14 protein-coding genes are annotated in these 18334 nt (G+C 57.5%); 8 read left to right on the forward strand and 6 right to left on the reverse strand.

Annotated elements, in window-relative coordinates; genetic code table 11:
• Positions 1-28: 28 nt before the first annotated feature.
• Positions 29-679 carry a bifunctional tRNA pseudouridine(32) synthase/23S rRNA pseudouridine(746) synthase RluA gene (gene rluA / locus FO014_RS06390; protein ID WP_160028405.1) on the forward strand — a complete coding sequence of 217 codons (651 nt, stop codon included), beginning with the start codon at positions 29-31 and terminating at the stop codon, positions 677-679.
• A gap of 62 nt (positions 680-741) precedes the next feature.
• Here rluA and djlA read toward each other — a convergent pair whose 3' ends face one another.
• Positions 742-1569 (reverse strand): co-chaperone DjlA, encoded by an 828-nt coding sequence (gene djlA / locus FO014_RS06395; RefSeq protein WP_111737736.1) that lies wholly within the window; start codon positions 1567-1569, stop codon positions 742-744.
• Positions 1570-1797: 228 nt separating this feature from the next.
• Here djlA and lptD point away from each other — a divergent pair, with 228 nt between their 5' ends.
• The 6 genes from lptD to apaH all read left to right on the forward strand — a co-directional run bounded on the left by lptD (position 1798) and on the right by apaH (position 8560).
• Entirely contained in the window at positions 1798-4161 is a 2364-nt protein-coding gene (gene lptD / locus FO014_RS06400; protein WP_160028407.1) for an LPS assembly protein LptD, read from the forward strand.
• 66 nt (positions 4162-4227) lie between these two features.
• A complete protein-coding gene (surA, locus tag FO014_RS06405) occupies positions 4228-5526 on the forward strand; it encodes a peptidylprolyl isomerase SurA (RefSeq protein ID WP_160028409.1) in 1299 nt (432 codons plus the stop codon).
• Positions 5516-6508, forward strand: coding sequence for a 4-hydroxythreonine-4-phosphate dehydrogenase PdxA (pdxA, locus tag FO014_RS06410; RefSeq protein WP_160028411.1), 993 nt, complete (start codon positions 5516-5518; stop codon positions 6506-6508). Before surA ends, pdxA begins: the two co-directional genes overlap by 11 nt.
• The gene (gene rsmA / locus FO014_RS06415; protein WP_105229737.1) at positions 6498-7316 is read left to right on the forward strand and encodes a 16S rRNA (adenine(1518)-N(6)/adenine(1519)-N(6))-dimethyltransferase RsmA; all 819 of its coding nucleotides are present in this window, start codon (positions 6498-6500) and stop codon (positions 7314-7316) included. The genes pdxA and rsmA overlap by 11 nt, the downstream gene beginning before the upstream one ends.
• A gap of 13 nt (positions 7317-7329) precedes the next feature.
• Positions 7330-7707, forward strand: coding sequence for a Co2+/Mg2+ efflux protein ApaG (gene apaG, locus FO014_RS06420; RefSeq protein ID WP_105229736.1), 378 nt, complete (start codon positions 7330-7332; stop codon positions 7705-7707).
• A 1-nt stretch (position 7708) separates the two neighbouring features.
• Complete coding sequence (gene apaH, locus FO014_RS06425) at positions 7709-8560, forward strand: bis(5'-nucleosyl)-tetraphosphatase (symmetrical) ApaH (RefSeq protein ID WP_160028413.1); 852 nt, start codon at positions 7709-7711, stop codon at positions 8558-8560.
• Positions 8561-8611: 51 nt separating this feature from the next.
• Here apaH and FO014_RS06430 read toward each other — a convergent pair whose 3' ends face one another.
• From FO014_RS06430 to ygfK, 3 genes are all read right to left on the reverse strand, one after another.
• A complete protein-coding gene (locus FO014_RS06430; protein ID WP_160031369.1) occupies positions 8612-9997 on the reverse strand; it encodes a nucleobase:cation symporter-2 family protein in 1386 nt (461 codons plus the stop codon).
• Between the two features lie 149 nt (positions 9998-10146).
• Positions 10147-11469: a putative aminohydrolase SsnA gene (gene ssnA, locus FO014_RS06435; RefSeq protein WP_160028415.1), complete on the reverse strand. Its 1323-nt coding sequence runs from the start codon at positions 11467-11469 to the stop codon at positions 10147-10149.
• A 3-nt stretch (positions 11470-11472) separates the two neighbouring features.
• Entirely contained in the window at positions 11473-14577 is a 3105-nt protein-coding gene (gene ygfK, locus FO014_RS06440) for a putative selenate reductase subunit YgfK (RefSeq protein ID WP_160028417.1), read from the reverse strand.
• Positions 14578-15135: 558 nt separating this feature from the next.
• Between ygfK and FO014_RS06445 the strand changes: the two genes are divergently transcribed.
• Positions 15136-15903 carry an XdhC family protein gene (locus FO014_RS06445; protein ID WP_246168128.1) on the forward strand — a complete coding sequence of 256 codons (768 nt, stop codon included), beginning with the start codon at positions 15136-15138 and terminating at the stop codon, positions 15901-15903.
• A gap of 37 nt (positions 15904-15940) precedes the next feature.
• Here FO014_RS06445 and arcC read toward each other — a convergent pair whose 3' ends face one another.
• Positions 15941-16879: a carbamate kinase gene (gene arcC, locus FO014_RS06450; RefSeq protein ID WP_160028421.1), complete on the reverse strand. Its 939-nt coding sequence runs from the start codon at positions 16877-16879 to the stop codon at positions 15941-15943.
• Positions 16872-18275 (reverse strand): dihydropyrimidinase, encoded by a 1404-nt coding sequence (gene hydA, locus FO014_RS06455; protein WP_160031370.1) that lies wholly within the window; start codon positions 18273-18275, stop codon positions 16872-16874. The genes arcC and hydA overlap by 8 nt, the downstream gene beginning before the upstream one ends.
• Between the last annotated feature and the right edge of the window lie 59 nt (positions 18276-18334).

Consider the following 18334-nt stretch of genomic DNA (forward strand, 5'->3'; position numbering starts at 1 on the left):
CCGTTCGGCCCTTCTCCGCGGAGCCAATATGGAACCCTACAATCCCCCTACCGACCCGCTGCACATCCTGTATCAGGATGCGCATATTATCGTGGTCAACAAACCCAGCGGCCTGCTGTCGGTGCCGGGGCGGGCGCCGGAAAACAAAGACAGCCTGATGACGCGCATTCAGGCCGATTTTCCCGAGGCCGAATCGGTGCACCGGCTGGATATGGCCACCAGCGGCGTGATCGTCGTGGCGTTGAACAAAGCGGCGGAGCGCGAGCTGAAACGTCAGTTCCGCGAACGCGAGCCGAAAAAATCCTACATTGCCCGCGTATGGGGGCATCTGGCGCAGGATGAAGGATTGGTGGATTTACCGCTGATTTGCGACTGGCCGAATCGCCCGCTGCAAAAGGTGTGTTTTGAAACCGGCAAGGCGGCGCAAACGGAATACCAGGTGCTTTCGCGCGATGCCGACGGCAGCAGCCGGGTGCTGCTGACGCCGATCACCGGGCGTTCACACCAGCTACGGGTGCATATGCTGGCGCTCGGCCATCCGATCCTCGGCGACGGCTTTTACGCGCCGCCGGCGGCCAAAGCCATGGCGCCGCGTCTGCAACTGCACGCACAGGAGTTGCGCATCACCCACCCGGCATTTCAGACACCGATGCACTTTCGCGCCGAAGCAGATTTCTGACGCTGTACGGCTTCCACGGCAACGGCCAATGACGCCCTTGCCGGGAAACCTGCAGGCATGCCTTACTTGAAACCTTTCTCGCGCTTGATCAGATCGTACGCCGACTGAATCTCCTGCGCCTTCTGCTTGGCCATTTCCATCATTTCCGGCGGCAGCCCCTTCGCCACCAGCTTATCCGGATGGTGCTCGCTCATCAGCTTACGGTAAGCGCGCTTGATGGTCGCCGCATCGTCGCTGCTGTTGACCCCCAGCACCTTACAAGCGTCTTCCAGCGTCGGTCCGCGCTGCGCCTGCTGGTAACCGCCGTGCGAATAACCGCCCTGCTGCTGGTAACCGCCGCCAAACTGCTGGCCGCCTTCCATCATGCGCAGGAACTGGTCAAACTGCGCGCGCGAAATCCCCAGCTCTTCGGCGATCACATACAGCACCTGGCGTTCATTAGGGTGCAATGAGCCGTCGGCAAAGGCCGCCTGGATCTGAATTTCCAGAAACATCCGAATCAGGTCGAAACGGCCGAAACAGATGCTGCGGAACTGCTGCAGCGTCTCGCGCAGCGGGAAATGGCTCTCCTTGCCCTCGCGGAACGCCTGCTGCGCCGCGGTGCGCGATTCGCCATGCAGCTGCATGCGATCCATAAACAGGCTGGCGACCTGAATATCGGCTTCGGTCACGCGCCCTTTTGATTTGGTAAGGTGCCCCATGACCTGAAAAGTGGTGCGGAAAAACAGCGTTTGCCGCGTTTGCTGACCGGCGAAAAATCCCCGGCTGCGCTTATTGTTGCGCGCAGTATCGATCATATGACCGATAATCAGCCCCAAAACTACGCCCCAGAAGCCCGCGCCAGCCCAAACGGCGACAATGACTCCGAGCAGTTTTCCCCAATACTGCATATACTCCTCAATTATATTACTTTCAGCACGCTGCCCGTCGCCGTAATCAGCTAAGGGTTAGGCGATTTTTCCCAAGATTTCGATTATCATACCTGTCATTTACTGCAGCACCTAACAACAGAGCAGTGAAACGGCAGGATTTAACAGTAGCGCAACGTAGATGAGTGATATAGTCTCTGACCGTTTGCCGGACATGACGCCTCTGATGACGGAACACCAAAACCGCGTATGAAAAAAAGTTTCCCAACACTGCTGGCCACGATGATTTGGACGGCACTTTACAGTCAGCACGCGCTGGCCGATCTCGCCGAGCAGTGCATGCTCGGCGTACCGACGTATGACAAACCGCTCGTCAGCGGCGATCCCAATTCTCTGCCGGTCACCATCAACTCTGATGATTCCCGCGCCGATCAAGGCAACGCCGTCTTCAGCGGCAACGTCAAGATCGAACAGGGCAACAGCACGCTGACCGCCAAACAGGTAGAGCTGAACCAAGTGCAGGCCGCCGGTAAGAACGACCCGGTACGCACCGTCACCGCCACCGGCGACGTGCACTATGACGATAACCAGATCAAACTGAAAGGGCCGAAGGCCTGGTCAAACCTGAATACCAAAGATACCGATGTCTATCAGGGTGACTATCAGATGGTCGGCCGTCAGGGTCGCGGCGACGCAGACAAAATGAAGATGCGCGGCCAGAACCGCTACACCATTTTGGAAAACGGCTCTTTCACCTCCTGTCTACCGGGCGACAACAGCTGGAGCGTAGTCGGCTCCGAAGTCATCCACGACCGCGAAGAACAGGTGGCGGAAATCTGGAACGCGCGCTTTAAAATCGCCGGCGTTCCGGTGTTCTACAGCCCGTATCTGCAGCTGCCGGTGGGCGACAAGCGCCGCTCCGGCTTCCTGATCCCGAATGCGAAATACGGCAGTAACAACGGCTTCGAATTTATGCTGCCGTATTACTGGAATATTGCGCCTAATTTCGACGCCACCATCACGCCGCACTATATGACCAAGCGCGGCCTGCAGTGGCAGAACGAGTTCCGCTATCTGACCCAGCCGGGCATGGGCACCATCGAGTTTGACTGGCTGCCGAGCGATAACGAATACAACAAGGATCATCCACAGGATGACGATACTCGCTGGCTGTTCTACTGGAACCACAGCGGCGTCATGGATCAGGTGTGGCGTTTCAACGTTGACTACACCAAAGTCAGCGACTCGCAGTATTTCAACGATCTGGACTCCCAGTACGGCTCGACCACCGACGGCTACGCCACGCAGAAATTCAGCGCCGGTTACGCCGATGAAAACTTCGACGCCACCATCGCTTCCAAGCAGTTCCAGATCTATGACGACGTCAACCGCACCAGCACCGAGTCCTACAAGGTGTTGCCGCAGATCGATCTGAACTACTACAAAAACGATCTGGGGCCGTTCGATCTGCGCGTGTACGGGCAGGCGGCCAAGTTTATCAATATCAACCCATACAGCCCAGACGCCACCCGTCTGCACCTGGAACCGACGCTGAGCCTGCCGATGACCAACGGCTGGGGCTCGCTGAACAGCGAAGTCAAACTGCTGGCGACCCACTACCAGCAGGATATTCCAGATGGCTTCAAGGCCAACTATAAAAGCCGCAACGGCCGCGACGCGCCGGATCTGGACGACTCCGTCAATCGCGTGATGCCGCAGTTCAAGGTCGACGGCAAGATGGTGTTCGACCGCGATATGAACTGGGCGCAAGGCTATACCCAGACGCTGGAGCCGCGCATGCAGTACCTGTATGTGCCGTACCGCGACCAGAGCAATATCTACTCCTACGACTCAACGCTGCTGCAGACCGACTACTCCGGCCTGTTCCGCGACCGCAGCTACAGCGGCCTGGATCGCATTGCCTCGCAGAACCGTCTGGCGACCGGTTTGACCTCGCGCATTTATGATGACGCGCTGGTTGAACGTTTCAACGTTTCCGTGGGTCAAATCTATTACTTCAGCCGTTCGCGTACCGGAGATAACAATTCCGGTTACGACAAGAATGATGACACCGGCAGCCTGGTATGGGCCGGCGACACCTATTGGAAGATCGACGATCGCTGGGGCCTGCGCGGCGGCGTACAGTATGATACCCGCCTCGACAGCGTAGCCCTGGGCGATGCGGTGCTGGAGTACCGTCAGGACAGTGAACGCATGGTGCAGCTGAACTACCGCTACGCCAGCCCGGAATATATTCAGGCCACTCTGCCGCAGGTCACCAGCCCTGGCTATCAGGACGGTATCTCGCAGGTGGGCGTCACCGCCAGCTGGCCGATTGCCGACCGTTGGGCCGTGGTTGGCGCGTATTACTATGATACCCGTGCACAGCAGTCCGCCGATCAGCTGGTTGGCCTGCGTTATAACACCTGCTGCTGGGCGGTTAACATCGGTTATGAGCGTAAGATCACCGACTGGGATCGCGGTAATCAAACCAGCAAATATGACAACAAAGTTTCATTCAACATCGAACTGCGCGGTCTGAGCAGCGACCACAGCCTCGGCACCGGCGAAATGCTGCGCTCAGGCATTCTGCCTTACCAGCGCGCATTCTGATGTTTTGTAATGCTTTGAAAAACGAGAACTTTAACCCGCATTTGCGGATTACATAATGGGAAATGTATGAATAACTGGAGAACGCTTATTCTCGGATTGGTGGTCTGCGCCAATACCGCGTTCGCTGCACCCCAAGAAGTTGATAAAGTCGCCGCCGTCGTGGATAACGGCGTAGTACTCGAAAGCGATGTCAATGGTTTACTGCAGTCGGTCAAGCTCAATGCCCAGCAGGCCGGGCAACAGCTGCCGGATGACAAAACGCTGCGTCATCAGATTGTTGAACGTCTGATTATGGATAACATCCAGCTGCAGATGGCGCAAAAAATGGGCATCAGCGTCAGTGACGCCGATCTGGACAAGGCTATTGCCAATATCGCGGCGCAAAACCGCATGACGCCGGACCAGCTGCGCAGCCGTCTGGCGTACGAAGGCCTGAACTACAACACCTACCGTTCACAGATCCGCAAAGAGATGCTGATCACCGAAGTGCGTAACAACGAAGTCCGCCGCCGCGTCACCATTCTGCCGCAGGAAGTGGACTCTCTGGCCAAACAGGTCGGCGCGCAGAACGGCAGCGATACCGAAATGAACATCAGCCACATCCTGATCCCGCTGCCGGAGAACCCGTCGCAGCAGCAGGTTGATGAAGCGGAAACGCTGGCGAAACGCCTGGTGGGCGAAATCAACAGCGGCGCCGACTTCGGCAAACTGGCGATCACCTACTCCGCCGACTCGCAGGCGCTGAAAGGCGGCAATATGGGCTGGGGTAAACTGCAGGAGATCCCGACGCTGTTCGCAGAGCGTCTGGTCACCGCCAAAAAAGGCGATATCGTCGGCCCGATCCGCTCCGGCGTGGGTTTCCACATCCTGAAAGTGAATGATGTCCGCGGCGCCAACCAGTCTATTTCCGTGACCGAAGTGCACGCACGCCATATTCTGCTGAAGCCGTCCGTGGTAATGACCGACGATCAGGCTCGCACCAAACTGCAGGAGGTCGCTGCGGCGATTAGCAGCGGCAAGGCGAAGTTCGCCGATGAAGCCAAGCAGCTGTCGCAGGATCCGGGTTCTGCCCTGCAGGGCGGCGATCTGGGCTGGGCATCACCGGATATCTACGATCCGGCGTTCCGCGATGCGCTGCTGAAGCTGAAAAAAGGCGAAATCAGCAAGCCGGTGCACTCCTCCTTCGGCTGGCACCTGATTCAGCTGGTGGATACCCGCAAGGTGGACAAAACCGACGCGGCGCAAAAAGAGCGCGCCTACCGCATGCTGTTCAACCGCAAGTTTGCTGAAGAAGCGCAGACCTGGATGCAGGAACAGCGCGCCGCCGCCTATGTCAAAATTCTTGATGGCAGCAATGCACAATAAACGTATCGTGATAACCCCCGGCGAACCTGCCGGGGTGGGGCCGGATTTGGTCGTAGCACTGGCGCAACAGGCGTGGCCCGTTGAACTGGTTGTCTGCGCCGATCCGGCCCTGTTGATTGAACGCGCGCGGCAGCTACGGCTGCCGCTGACGTTGCGCGACTATCAGCCGGACGCGCCGGCGCAGCCGCAGGCTGCCGCGACGCTGACGGTGCTGCCGGTTACGCTGGCAGAGACGACGGTCTGCGGCCAGCTCAACGTCGCCAACAGCGCTTATGTGGTGGATACCCTGGCGCGCGCCTGCGACGGCTGCCTGAACGGTGAATTCGCCGCGCTGATTACCGGGCCGGTACACAAGGGCGTCATCAACGACGCCGGCGTGCCGTTCAGCGGCCACACAGAATTTTTTGCCGATCGCAGCCGCTGCGATCGGGTGGTGATGATGCTGGCGACCGAAGAGCTGCGCGTCGCGCTGGCGACCACCCACCTGCCGCTGCTGGCGGTGCCGGGCGCCATCAGCGAGCAGAGCCTGCACGAAGTCATCACCATTCTCGACCATGATTTAAAAACCAAATTCGGCATCGCGCAGCCGCACATCTACGTCTGCGGGCTGAACCCGCATGCGGGAGAAGGCGGCCATATGGGCCGTGAAGAGCTGGACGTCATTATTCCGGCGCTTGAAACGCTGCGCGAACGCGGCATTAACCTGATCGGGCCGTTACCGGCCGATACGCTGTTCCAGCCCAAATATCTGCAACATGCCGATGCGGTGCTGGCGATGTATCACGATCAGGGGCTGCCGGTGCTAAAATACCAAGGGTTTGGCCGCGCGGTGAATATCACCCTCGGCCTGCCGTTTATTCGTACCTCGGTGGATCACGGCACCGCGCTGGAACTGGCCGGCACCGGTACCGCCGATGTGGGCAGTTTTAAAACCGCCTTAAATCTCGCCATTAAAATGATAAATAACTGTAATGAACAATAGAGTCCACCAAGGGCATTTTGCCCGCAAACGCTTTGGACAAAACTTTTTAACCGATCAGTTTGTCATCGATAGCATCGTCTCGGCTATTCATCCCCAGCCGGGCGAAGCCGTGGTAGAAATCGGCCCCGGCCTTGGCGCCCTGACCGAACCGGTCGGCGCGCGTATGGACCGCATGACGGTAGTGGAGCTGGACCGCGATCTGGCGGCACGCCTGGAAAGCCACCCGCAGCTGAAAGACAAACTGACCATTCGTCAGCAGGACGCCATGACGGTGGATTTCGCCGAAATGGCCGAGCAGGCGGGCCAGCCGCTGCGGGTGTTCGGCAACCTGCCGTACAACATCTCCACCCCGCTGATGTTCCACCTTTTCAGCTATACTCAGGCTATCCGCGACATGCATTTTATGTTGCAAAAAGAGGTGGTCAACCGCCTGGTTGCCGGCCCGAACAGCAAGGCGTACGGCCGTTTATCGGTGATGGCGCAATACTACTGCAACGTCATCCCGGTGCTGGAAGTCCCGCCGACCGCCTTCGCGCCGCCGCCGAAGGTCGACTCCGCCGTGGTGCGTCTGGTGCCTCACCGCGAGATGCCGCACCCGGTCGACGATGTGCGCATGCTGAGCCGCATTACCACGCAGGCCTTCAACCAGCGTCGCAAAACCATCCGCAACAGCCTGGGGGATTTGTTCACCCCGGAGCAGCTGAGCGAGCTGGGTGTCGATCCGGCATTGAGAGCAGAAAATATTTCTGTGGCGCAGTACTGTAAACTGGCAAACTGGCTATCGGCCAATCCAGCGCCACAGCAATAAGGAGTATGTGGTCATGATTGATTCACCCCGCGTATGTATTCAGGTGCAAAGTCTGTATGTGGAATCCCAGTCGCTGCCTGAGGAAGAACGCTATGTCTTTGCCTATACCATTACCATTCGCAACCTGGGGCGTTTCAATGTACAGCTGCTGGGCCGTTACTGGCTAATCACCAACGCCAACGGCCGCCAAACCGAAGTTCAGGGCGAAGGCGTCGTCGGCGAACAGCCGCTGATCCTGCCCGGCGGTGAATTCCAATATACCAGCGGCGCGGTGCTTGAAACGCCGCTGGGCACCATGGAAGGCCACTACGAAATGGTTGATCACCTGGGTCAGCCGTTCCGCACTGCGATTCCGGTCTTTCGCTTAGCCATCCCAACGCTGATTCACTAACATGTCGACATATCTTATCGGCGACGTTCATGGCTGTTTCGATGAACTGCAGTCGCTATTAGCCCAGGTTTCTTTCGATCCGCAGCAGGACACGCTGTGGTTAACCGGCGATCTGGTGGCCCGCGGCCCGGACTCGCTGGAGGTGCTGCGCTACGTACGCTCGCTCGGGCCGGCGGTACGCATGGTGCTGGGTAATCATGACCTGCATCTGCTGGCGGTATATGCCGGCATCAGCCGCAACAAGCCCAAAGACCGCATTTCGCCCCTGCTGGAGGCGCCGGATGCGGATGAGCTGATCAACTGGCTGCGCCGTCAGCCGGTGCTGCAGGTTGATGAACGGCAAAAACTGGTGATGGCTCACGCCGGCATCACGCCGCAGTGGGATCTCGATACCGCCAAAATGTGCGCGCGCGAAGTGGAGGCCGTCCTCAGCAGCGACAGCTATCCGCTATTCCTTGATGCCATGTACGGCGATATGCCGAATAACTGGACGCCGCAGCTGAGCGGCCTGGCCCGTCTGCGCTTTAGCACCAACGCGCTGACGCGGATGCGTTACTGCTTCCCGCACGGCCAGTTGGATATGATCAGCAAAGACGCCCCCGGCACCGCGCCAGCACCGCTCAAGCCCTGGTTTGAGCTGCCGCGACTGCTGGACGATCAATACACCATTATTTTTGGCCACTGGGCGTCGCTGGAAGGCAAAGGCACGCCGGACGGCGTCATCGCGCTGGATACCGGCTGCTGCTGGGGAGGCGATCTGACGATGCTGCGCTGGGAAGATAAGCGCTACTTCACCCAGCCATCGAACCGACGCAAAACGCCCGACGGTAACGACACACTGGCCGCGTCATAAGTCTACCGTGAGATGCGGCCTGGTCAGCACGCCGCATCTCTCGCCCTCAGGCTACTCCTTCTTCTCCTCAAGCTTACAGGCTTCACAACCTGGGATATTGACCTGAGTATTCTGCGCTTTCTCGCCATTTAACAAAATGTTCGCAACGATCGCCACGGCCGTGCCGATGGTAATGCCGCTGTGCAGGAACATCCCCGCTGCCGCAGGCATTTGCTGGAAAATTTGCGGTACCAGCACCGGCAGCATGCCGACGCCAAGCGTCAGCGCCACCACCATCGGGTTATTATTGTTCCGATAGTCGACCTGCCCCAAGGTGCGAATACCGGATACCACCACCATGCCAAACATCACGATGCCGGCTCCGCCCAATACCGGCTTCGGCACGGCAACCACCAGAGCGGCAAGTTTGGGAAATAACCCCATCACGATCAAAATGCCCCCGGCAACGCCGACGATAAAACGACTGCGCACCCCGGTTAAACCAACCAGTCCGACGTTTTGCGCAAAGGCGGCATAGGGAAACATATTGAAAAAGCCGCCGACAACGGTCGCCGTGCCGCAGGCGAACAGCCCGCGCTTGAGCGTGTCACGGTCCGCCGGACGTTCGCAAATTTCCCCCATCGCCATCATTGACGACATGGTTTCCACCATCACCACAATCATCACCATCGACATCAGCACCGCCGTCGCCAAATGAAACTCCGGCACCGCGAAGCGCATCGGGTATGGCAACGCCAGCCAGCCGGTCGCCGCCACCAGCGACAGATCCAGCTTCAGCACCAGGCCGTACACCACCGTGCCAACGATGATACCGATCAGTACGGCGATATTTTTCCACATACCGTGGCAAAAAATATAAATCAGCATAATGACGATCAGGGTAAACGCCGCCATCGCCAACGAACCATAACTACCGAAGCCCGGCATCTGGACATCGCCGCCGCCGATCCAGCCGCCGGCGACCGGTAAAATCGACAGGCCGATCAACGTAACGATGCTCCCCATCACCACTTTCGGGAAAAAACGCACCAGCTTACACACCAGCGGCGCACACAGCAGAGTAAAGATCCCGGCGACGATCACCGCGCCGGAGATCCCGCCAATGCCATATTGTTGGCCAATCAGGGTCATCGGTACCAGAGCGGCGAACGTGCAGCCCTGTACAATGGGCAACCGGCTGCCAATCCAGCGGCCAATGCCAATGGACTGTAAAATCGTGCCGCAGCCGCAGATAACCAGATCGGTGCTGATCAACAAAATGATCTGTTCGTTAGTAAAGCCTACCGCTTTGCCGATGATCAGCGGTACGGCGATGGCGCCGGCATACATCACCAGCACGTGTTGCAAACCATAGATCAACATTTTGCCAAGCGGCAGCACTTGATCGACGGGGTGGACTTCCGATGGCAGAGAGTTATCGCCCTGCTCCGGCAGCATCACCGGTTTTGGCTCTGATTCAGACAGTTGTGCAGTTTTCACATTAACTCCTTGTACGGCTCAGCGCAGAACGCGTCTGGCGGCTACGATTCGAGAGCGGCTTCATGCCGCTCCCCTTTTCGGCGTTGCTCTGCAAAAAATGACGAGATTTACAGTAAGGCATCCATCCTCTGCCACAGGCGGCGGGCGACGTCGCTGGCCTCACGGTATAGCGGGGCGACGTCAACGCTGAACTGACGGTTCTCATACACCATTACGCCGTTGACCATCACGCTGTGCACGCTGCTCGCCCCAAGGCCAAAGGCGATATGGCCGGCAACATTGCCGCCAACCAGCGGCGTCGGCGCAGCATAGTCACAGATGGTGAGGTCCGCTTTGAAGCCGGGCGCCACCTCGCCGAAGCGCGCGCCGAAATTACGCGACAGAAGCGTATTGCCAGCACTGAGGAAGCGGGCGAAGCTGTCCGGCCACAAAGGCCCTCCCGCATCGCGATGCTTGAAGAAAGCGAAACGCAGCTCTTCAAACATATCGCTGCCGATCCCATCGGTGCCCAACGCCACGTTGTGATAGCGCATCAGCTGATGGTTGTAGCCAACGTGGTTATTCATATTGGAACGCGCGTTGTGTACCAGGAAGGCGTCATGCTTGTTGAGAATATCGGCATCGCGTTCGCTCAGGTACAGGCCGTGCGCCACCAGCGTCTTGTCATTGATAAGCGCAAACTTCTCCAATCTTTCGATCAGATCCAATCCATAATGGTGATGGCTGTGGGAAACGTCATAACCATCTTCCGCCGCGTGAATATGCAGGCCGCGACCGGTGATCTGACAGGCTTCAGCCAGCATCTCCAGCCCCGCATCCGGCACGGTAAAGGGGGCATGCGCCCCGATATGCGCCTCAACCAGGTAGCTTCCCTGCGACTTCTCGCGATCGATCGTCTGGGCAAAAGCAATATTTTCTTCTATACCGGCCTGAATTTCCCGCATCCCACCATTACGATCGGTGGTCTCAAAGCAGGTCATGCCGCGCAGCCCCACGCGCAGAAAAGCCTTGCGCAGCGTCTCCAGCGAACCTTTGATATACAGCGGCGAAGCATGATGATCGATAACCGACGTACAGCCGCTGCGGATAGACTCCAGCGCACAAATCAGTCCGCTGTAATACAGCGACTCCTCATCCAGCGCCCGATCCAACCGCCACCAGAGGTTTTTCAGCGTAGAAATAAAGTCAGGGCTGGGTTTGATATCGGCAATAATGCCGCGCGACAGCCCTGAGTAGAAATGGTTATGGGCGCACACCATGCCCGGCATCACCAGCCTGCCGCACATGTCCTGCACCTTCGCCTGCGGATAGTTAGCGGCCAGACCGCTGCCTACCGCGCAGATCTCACCCTTTTCAATCACGATGTCCTGCTGCTCCAGCAGCAGCGCCGGCGCCAGCTGCACCACGGTAGCGTTCTTTAAAATCAGCATGTGTTACTCCTCCACCGCACCCAGCAGATAGTGATGATGGGCGATCACCTGGTTAATAACCCGGCACATGTCATCCAACGCCTTTGGCGCTGAGGCAACAACGCCTTCGGCATCCAGCGTCAACTGGTACAGTTCCCCGCCCTGACGCACGTGCAACCTATTACCCTGCAGCAAGAACCCTGGGTTGGTACTGTTATCGAAATCCTGCGGCAGGCTGAAAATGGTGATCTTGTCTTTGTAAGGTTTGCCCTGCCACGGACAGAACTGCGCGCAGTTGCCGCATTCGTTGCAATAGGCATCAAGGTGCAGGATCTGGCTACGGTCGCGGAACCCCGCCACCGGAATGGCGATATTGGCGCGGTTAGGGCAGACATCGACGCATTTGCTGCACACGTAGTTGCACTCCAGACAGCGCTGCGCCTCCTGCGTCACAAATTCTTCACGCTTCCGCTTGTCCACCCGCTCTACGTGAATCATGCCCTTACGCGCATATACATCGGCGCTTGCCACCTGCGAACGCGGTTTGTCGCCGTGGCTCTGCTTGCTTTCACACAGTAAAATGGCGTCCGTGGCGCGCCGCGCATCGCCGATCGCCGCCACAATCGAAGATGGCCCACTCTGCACATCGCCAATCAGGAAAACATTTTCCCGCGTCGTTTCCCCCGTAGCCCGATCGACCTGCGGCCAGCCTTCGGCACCAATGGGAACGCCCATCGTCGCCAGCACGCCGCCGTCCGGCTGTTCGCCAATCGCGGTAATCAGACTGTCGATGCGCAGGGTAATCCGTTCATCCGTCGGCACCGGCTGACGCCGGCCTTTGGCATCCGGCTCGCCCAGCGCCATCACGCGCGCCGTCAGGGTACCGTCGGCGTCAAACCGTTCAGGATTGGTCAGGAAACGGAACTGGACATGATCCTCCAATGCTTCCTGATACTCTTCGCGATAGGCCGGCATCTCTTTAATGCTGCGGCGATAAATTACCGTCACGCTGCGTACGCCCGGCACGCGCAATGCCGCGCGCGCGCAGTCCATCGCGGTATTACCGGCGCCGATGACCGCTACGTCACGCCCCAGCGACAGCGCTTCGCCCTGATTAAAGCGGCGCAAAAAATCGAAGGATTTATAGATATTGCGGTTATCCCCCGCCAGCTGGATACCGTTGTTCTTATCGGCGCCGATGCCGACGCAAACATACTTAAACCCGCGCTGCAGCAACATATCCACGTTCAAGGCCGGATCGCAGCCATACTCAAACTTCACGCCGTGGGCGGCGACGAAATCGATGTCATGCTGAATCGTCTCTGCCGGGATACGGAACTGCGGGATAATATTTTTCACCACGCCGCCCGCATTTTCCTCACGTTCAAACAGCGTTACCGGATGCCCCGCCCGCGCCAGGAAATAACCGGCGGATAAACCGGCCGGCCCTGCGCCAATCACCGCCACCGGGTGTTTATCGCCGCTGCCCGCCGGTTTATGCCAACGCTGCCGATACTCATCCCAGCCCTTTTCCAGCGCCACTTTTTTCAGTTCGCGGATATCCAACGCGCTGTCATAATCCAGCCGGGTGCAGTTGTACTGGCATTGGTGATCGCAAATATGTCCGGTGATCGCCGGCAAAGCGTTACGCTGATAAATCACCGCCAGCGCATCGGCGTAACGCTTCTCACCAAGCAAACGGATGTATTCCGGAATATCCTGCTTAATTGCGCAGGCACTGACACAGGGGGCCACATAACAGTCGTTCTGCGGCAACGGGCCGCCCGCATCGATCTCGTCGGAAGATTTCCACTCTTTCTGACTGTATGGCATATCCAGCGCTTGCTGCGCGAGCAGCGTCAGTTTACCGACGTCGATGCCACGCATTTCCCAGGCACCCGACAGCTCCAGCTCACGCACGCATTGGGTTTGGCGCAGATAGCCGCCCGGTTTCAGCAAATCGGTCGCCATCGTGATCGGACGAATCCCGGTCTCAAAGATTTGTCGAATATTGAACTGGCTGGCACCGCCAGAATAAGAGATCGGCAAAGTACCGGCGAACTCCTGCGACAACACCAGCGCGACATTGATCGATAACGGGAACAGCGCCCGACCGGACATGTACATCTCACCGCCAGGCAAACGCCCCTTGTGGTTAACGGCGCCAAGGGTATTGGTCAGCTTCACGCCGAACGTCAGCCTTTTGCTGGCAGCCAGCTCCATTAACCGCCGCAGCATCGCCTTGGCCTGCTCCAGCTGCAGATCGTGCGCAAACGAATCGGGATCGAGAGTGACATAGTCAAAGCCGCAGCGGTCGAGGATCTCCCGCACCCGCTCATAGCCCAATAGGGTCGGGTTCAGTTTGACAAAGGTGTGCAACCCTTTCTCTGCCAGCATATAGCGGCATATGGCTTCGATTTCATTCGGCGGACAGCCATGCATAGTTGACAGCGTCAGGCCACGCACCAGCCGTGGAGGAATGTCCTCGGCCATCGCCCGCAGGCTCTCTCGCCGCGCCTCCAGTTGGAAAGCGCGCATAAACTCCACGTTCGTCGCCCATTCACCCAACGTTTTACGATATTCAGCAAACTTGGGATGAGCGGATGAATTCATCAAATCATCAATGAATTTTTGCATGGGCGGCTGCTGTATACCCTTCAGGTCATACCCCACGCTCATGTTGAAGATAAAGGATTTGGCCTCGCCCGGCGCGCACGGGGAAAATATCGCCTCCAGGAAATGCAGGCAGAACCACGCCTTGAGATATTCATCATAGGCTTTTGCCAGCGTAAACTCCGTTGACCACTCAGTATTGAAACACTCGTCCTCGGCATCAATGCAGGGCTTTTCCAACTCCAGCCGGTCCAGTATTTGTACGGTTTTCAATTCAATAAAGCGGCCACCGGTCAGCCAGGCGGTGATAATGTTCTGCGCTAATTGCGTATGCGGGCCTGCGGCAGGGCCAATCGGCGTTTCACAATGTTCATCAAATACGACAATGCTTTTATTATCCTTTTTGCGATAAAATTGACGCTCCGGAATGCCGAAGATCGAACGAGTCTGCCGGTATTCATCGAAAATCCGCGTCAGGAGTTCGCCGAAAGGAATGGGGCGCATAATGTCTCCCATAGTTATCTCCTTGTTATAGCTTCCATAGTTTCAATTAAAAGCGTTACTGAGGCGTCGCAGTCATTCTGGCCACCCTGGCGTTCGCCAATGATTAAGAGATGCCGTTTATTAATCGTTGCCTTTTGCTATAAATAATGTGGCACCCCAGACATTTACTCTTGCTGACTCATATCGGAGCAACTTTCAGGCCAACTAGTTTCCCACTGGGGATGGAGCGCTATTTTCGTGAGGTAGTTCCAACTATTGGCGCACATTGCGTGAATGTCGTGAGGCGGGAAAATAAAAATCACACCCTTCATCGATAAAGCACACCATTATTCTCGCGGCTGCGCTCCCGGCATATCAAATTAGGATTTAATTTCTCACATTGAGAATCTTTGCTGATAAAGGTTACGGATCACTTAAAAAAAACAGTTATTTTAATTAATTGCCGCAACGCCACTCAGGGCACAAATATTGCATTTGTTGTGACTCATACTAATAAATCTTTATGAGGGAAGCGGCATGAGCATCTTTTCCACAGCGACGCGCTTAGAACAACAAAACTATCCTTTCGCCATGGCACAAATTATTGAGAGCAGAGGCTCAACACCGCGCCACTCTGGACAGATGTTGATCCTGAATGACGGCGCCGTAATAGGCTCTATCGGCGGAGGCATGATGGAACGACGGGTGATCGAAGAGGCACTGCAGGCCATTGAGCAGCGGCAGGACAGAATGTTCAACGGCCGTATGACGCGCGATGGGCATAACGCTGTCGGTTCCGACTGCGGCGGCGCCATGAGCGTATTTATCAGCGTACACGGCCTGCGTCCGCGTTTGCTGCTGCTGGGCGGCGGACACGTGAATCAGGCTATCGCCTACGCCGCAGCACCACTAGAGTTTGCCATCAGTGTCGTGGACGTATACGCGCCAAATCTTGAGGCGCCACGCTTTCCCACGGGCGTCGATCTCTTCCATGCCGCTCATTACGCTGAAGCCATCAAGCAGCTGAACCCCGACGAACACTGCTACGTGATTATCGCCACCAACAGTCAGGATCGGGAGGTTCTGGACGCTCTGTTGCCCTACCCGGTGAAATACTTGGGTTTACTGGCCAGCCGCCGCAAAGTTCAGACCTTTGTGCGCCACTGGCAGCAGCAAGGAGTGCCAGAAGAGCAATGGCTGCGGCTGCGCGCGCCTATCGGCCTTGATATTGGCGCAGAAACGCCGGCGGAAATCGCCGTCAGCGTTTTAGCGGAAATTTTACAGCTAAAAAATGGTGCGGATGGCCAGGCCATGAATCAGATCACAACATCACCGTCAGCCAAGCCCATCACCGCCTGACGAAAACGCTAGGGGCGCCGCTCCGGCGCCCGTACGCTTACAAAGCGATCACCGTGCCCGTTTTACCTTCAATGCCGTCTCCGGCTTTTTCCAGCAGGGTGATCAACGACGTGCGGCCCTCTTTGGACTCAGCGAACGCCAACGCGGCCTCCACTTTCGGCAGCATCGATCCTTTGGCAAACTGCTCCTGGGCAATCAATCGCCGCGCATCCGCCGCACTTAACCGATCAAGCCACTGCTGATCGGGCCGTCCAAAGTTGATCGCCACCTTCTCCACGGCGGTAAGAATGATCAACATATCCGCACCGATTTGCTCCGCCAGCCGCGCGCTGGCCCAGTCTTTATCGATAACCGCACTGGCCCCCTGCAGGTGGTTACCGTGCGATACCACCGGAATACCGCCGCCGCCAACGGTGATCACCACCTGCCCAGCGTCTAACAGCGCCTTCACCGTATCCTTCTCCACGATAGCGACAGGCCGCGGCGAAGCAACGACCCGGCGATAACCGCGCCCGGCATCCTCAACCAGCTTAAAGCCCTTCTTCTGCAGCGCCGCCGCCTCTTCGGCGGTAAAAAACGAACCGATAGGCTTGGTGGGGGTAGCGAATGCCGGATCGTCGTCATCAACCGTCACCTGCGTAATTAACGTTGCGACCGGCTTATCGATCCCGCGATCCCGCAGCGCCTCCCGCAGCGCATTTTGCAAATCGTAGCCGATATAGCCCTGACTCAATGCTACGCACACCGACATCGGCAGCATCGGCGTATGCGCATCACTTTTTGCGGCGAGTTCAAAAGCCTGATTAATCATCCCAACCTGGGGGCCATTACCGTGCGTGACGACCACCTCATGTCCCTGAACGATCAATTCAGCTACCGCTTTGGCCGTGGTGCGCACTGCCGCCATCTGCTCTTTCAAGCCCTCGCCAAGCGCGTTACCGCCCAGTGCCAGAACAATTCTTTTTTGCTTAGCCATGCTTCGTTCCTTGATCCGTGTGATTAAACGGCTGACGCGCGATAAAACGCCCTTGCCCCGCCTGACCGGTAAACACGCCATTTTTCGCCACCACCTGACCGCGCAATAACGTCATCACCGGCGCACCGTTGCAGGCTATTCCCTCATACGGCGAATAATCGCCATTATCATGCAGGTCCTGATGTTGAATAGTCGTTACCCGCTGCGGATCGAACAGCACCAGATCGGCGTCCGCACCGGGCAACAGACTGCCTTTGCGCGGCCACAACCCAAACAGCCTGGCCGGATTGGCGCTGGTGAGCTGGACAAAACGTGAAGTAGAAATACGGCCACGCATCACCCCCTCAGAGAACAACAGCTGCAGGCGATTCTCCACGCCGGGCAAGCCGTTCGGGCAGCGGGAAAAATCACCGCCGCTCAACGCCTGTCGCTGCTGATAAGGGAAATTGCAGTGGTCTGTCGCCAGCGTGTCGATCGTTCCGTCCGCCACGCCGACCCACAGCCTATCGGCCTCCGTGCGTGCGCGCAGCGGCGGACTGAGGATATATTTCAGTCCGTCGTCCTGAAGATAGCGCTGTTCATCCAACAGCAGATATTGCGGGCAGGTTTCGACCCATACCGGTTGCCCCGCGCGTTTCGCCAGGCGAACGTACTCTAGCCCTAACCCATTGGACAGATGCACGATATACAGCGGCGCTGTATCCGCCAACTGGGCCAGATTGATCATCCTACCGATCGCTTCCGCTTCGCAGGCTATTGGCCTGCTGCGGGCATGATAAATCGGCGCCGTCTTACCGGCGGCCAACAACGCCCTACGGCGCAACGCGATCGCGGCATCGTTCTCAGGATGCACCGTCGCCAGCGCCCCTACCTGCCGCAGTTGCCGCAGCGCTCGCAGCACCTGCTCGTCACTGAGCTTGTATTTATAAGTCAGATACAGTTTGAAACTGCTGATGCCTTCCTCATGCACCATACCGTGCATTTCTTGCAGAATATCGTCATCAACATGCTGGATCACCCCGTGAAAACTGTAATCAACCGCCGCTTTGCCGCGCGCATCGTCGTGATAAACCTCCAGTTGGTGATGCAGCGAGCAGCCGGGCGGGCCGAACCCCATATGATCAACGATGGTGGTCGTCCCCCCACACGCAGCAGCACGCGTGCCGAAAAAAAAGTCATCGCAACTGCGGGCCATGCCGACATCGATATTAAAATGAGTGTGTACATCCACGCCGCCGGGCATCACGTACAGTCCCTGAGCATCAATGACTTCGGTATCCACTGACTCGGCCAGCTGCGACCCAACCTGAACGATTTTACCGTCCTCAATCGCCAGATCCTGGTGATATTCGCCTTCTGCATCCACCAGAATCCCGCCCTTGATTAATCGCCTCATCATCACTCCTGAAAAAACCGCCGGATCGTGTGAACCGGCGGTGGGCCAGTATTTATTCA

Source organism: Serratia rhizosphaerae (assembly GCF_009817885.1).
GTDB lineage: Bacteria > Pseudomonadota > Gammaproteobacteria > Enterobacterales > Enterobacteriaceae > Serratia_B > Serratia_B rhizosphaerae.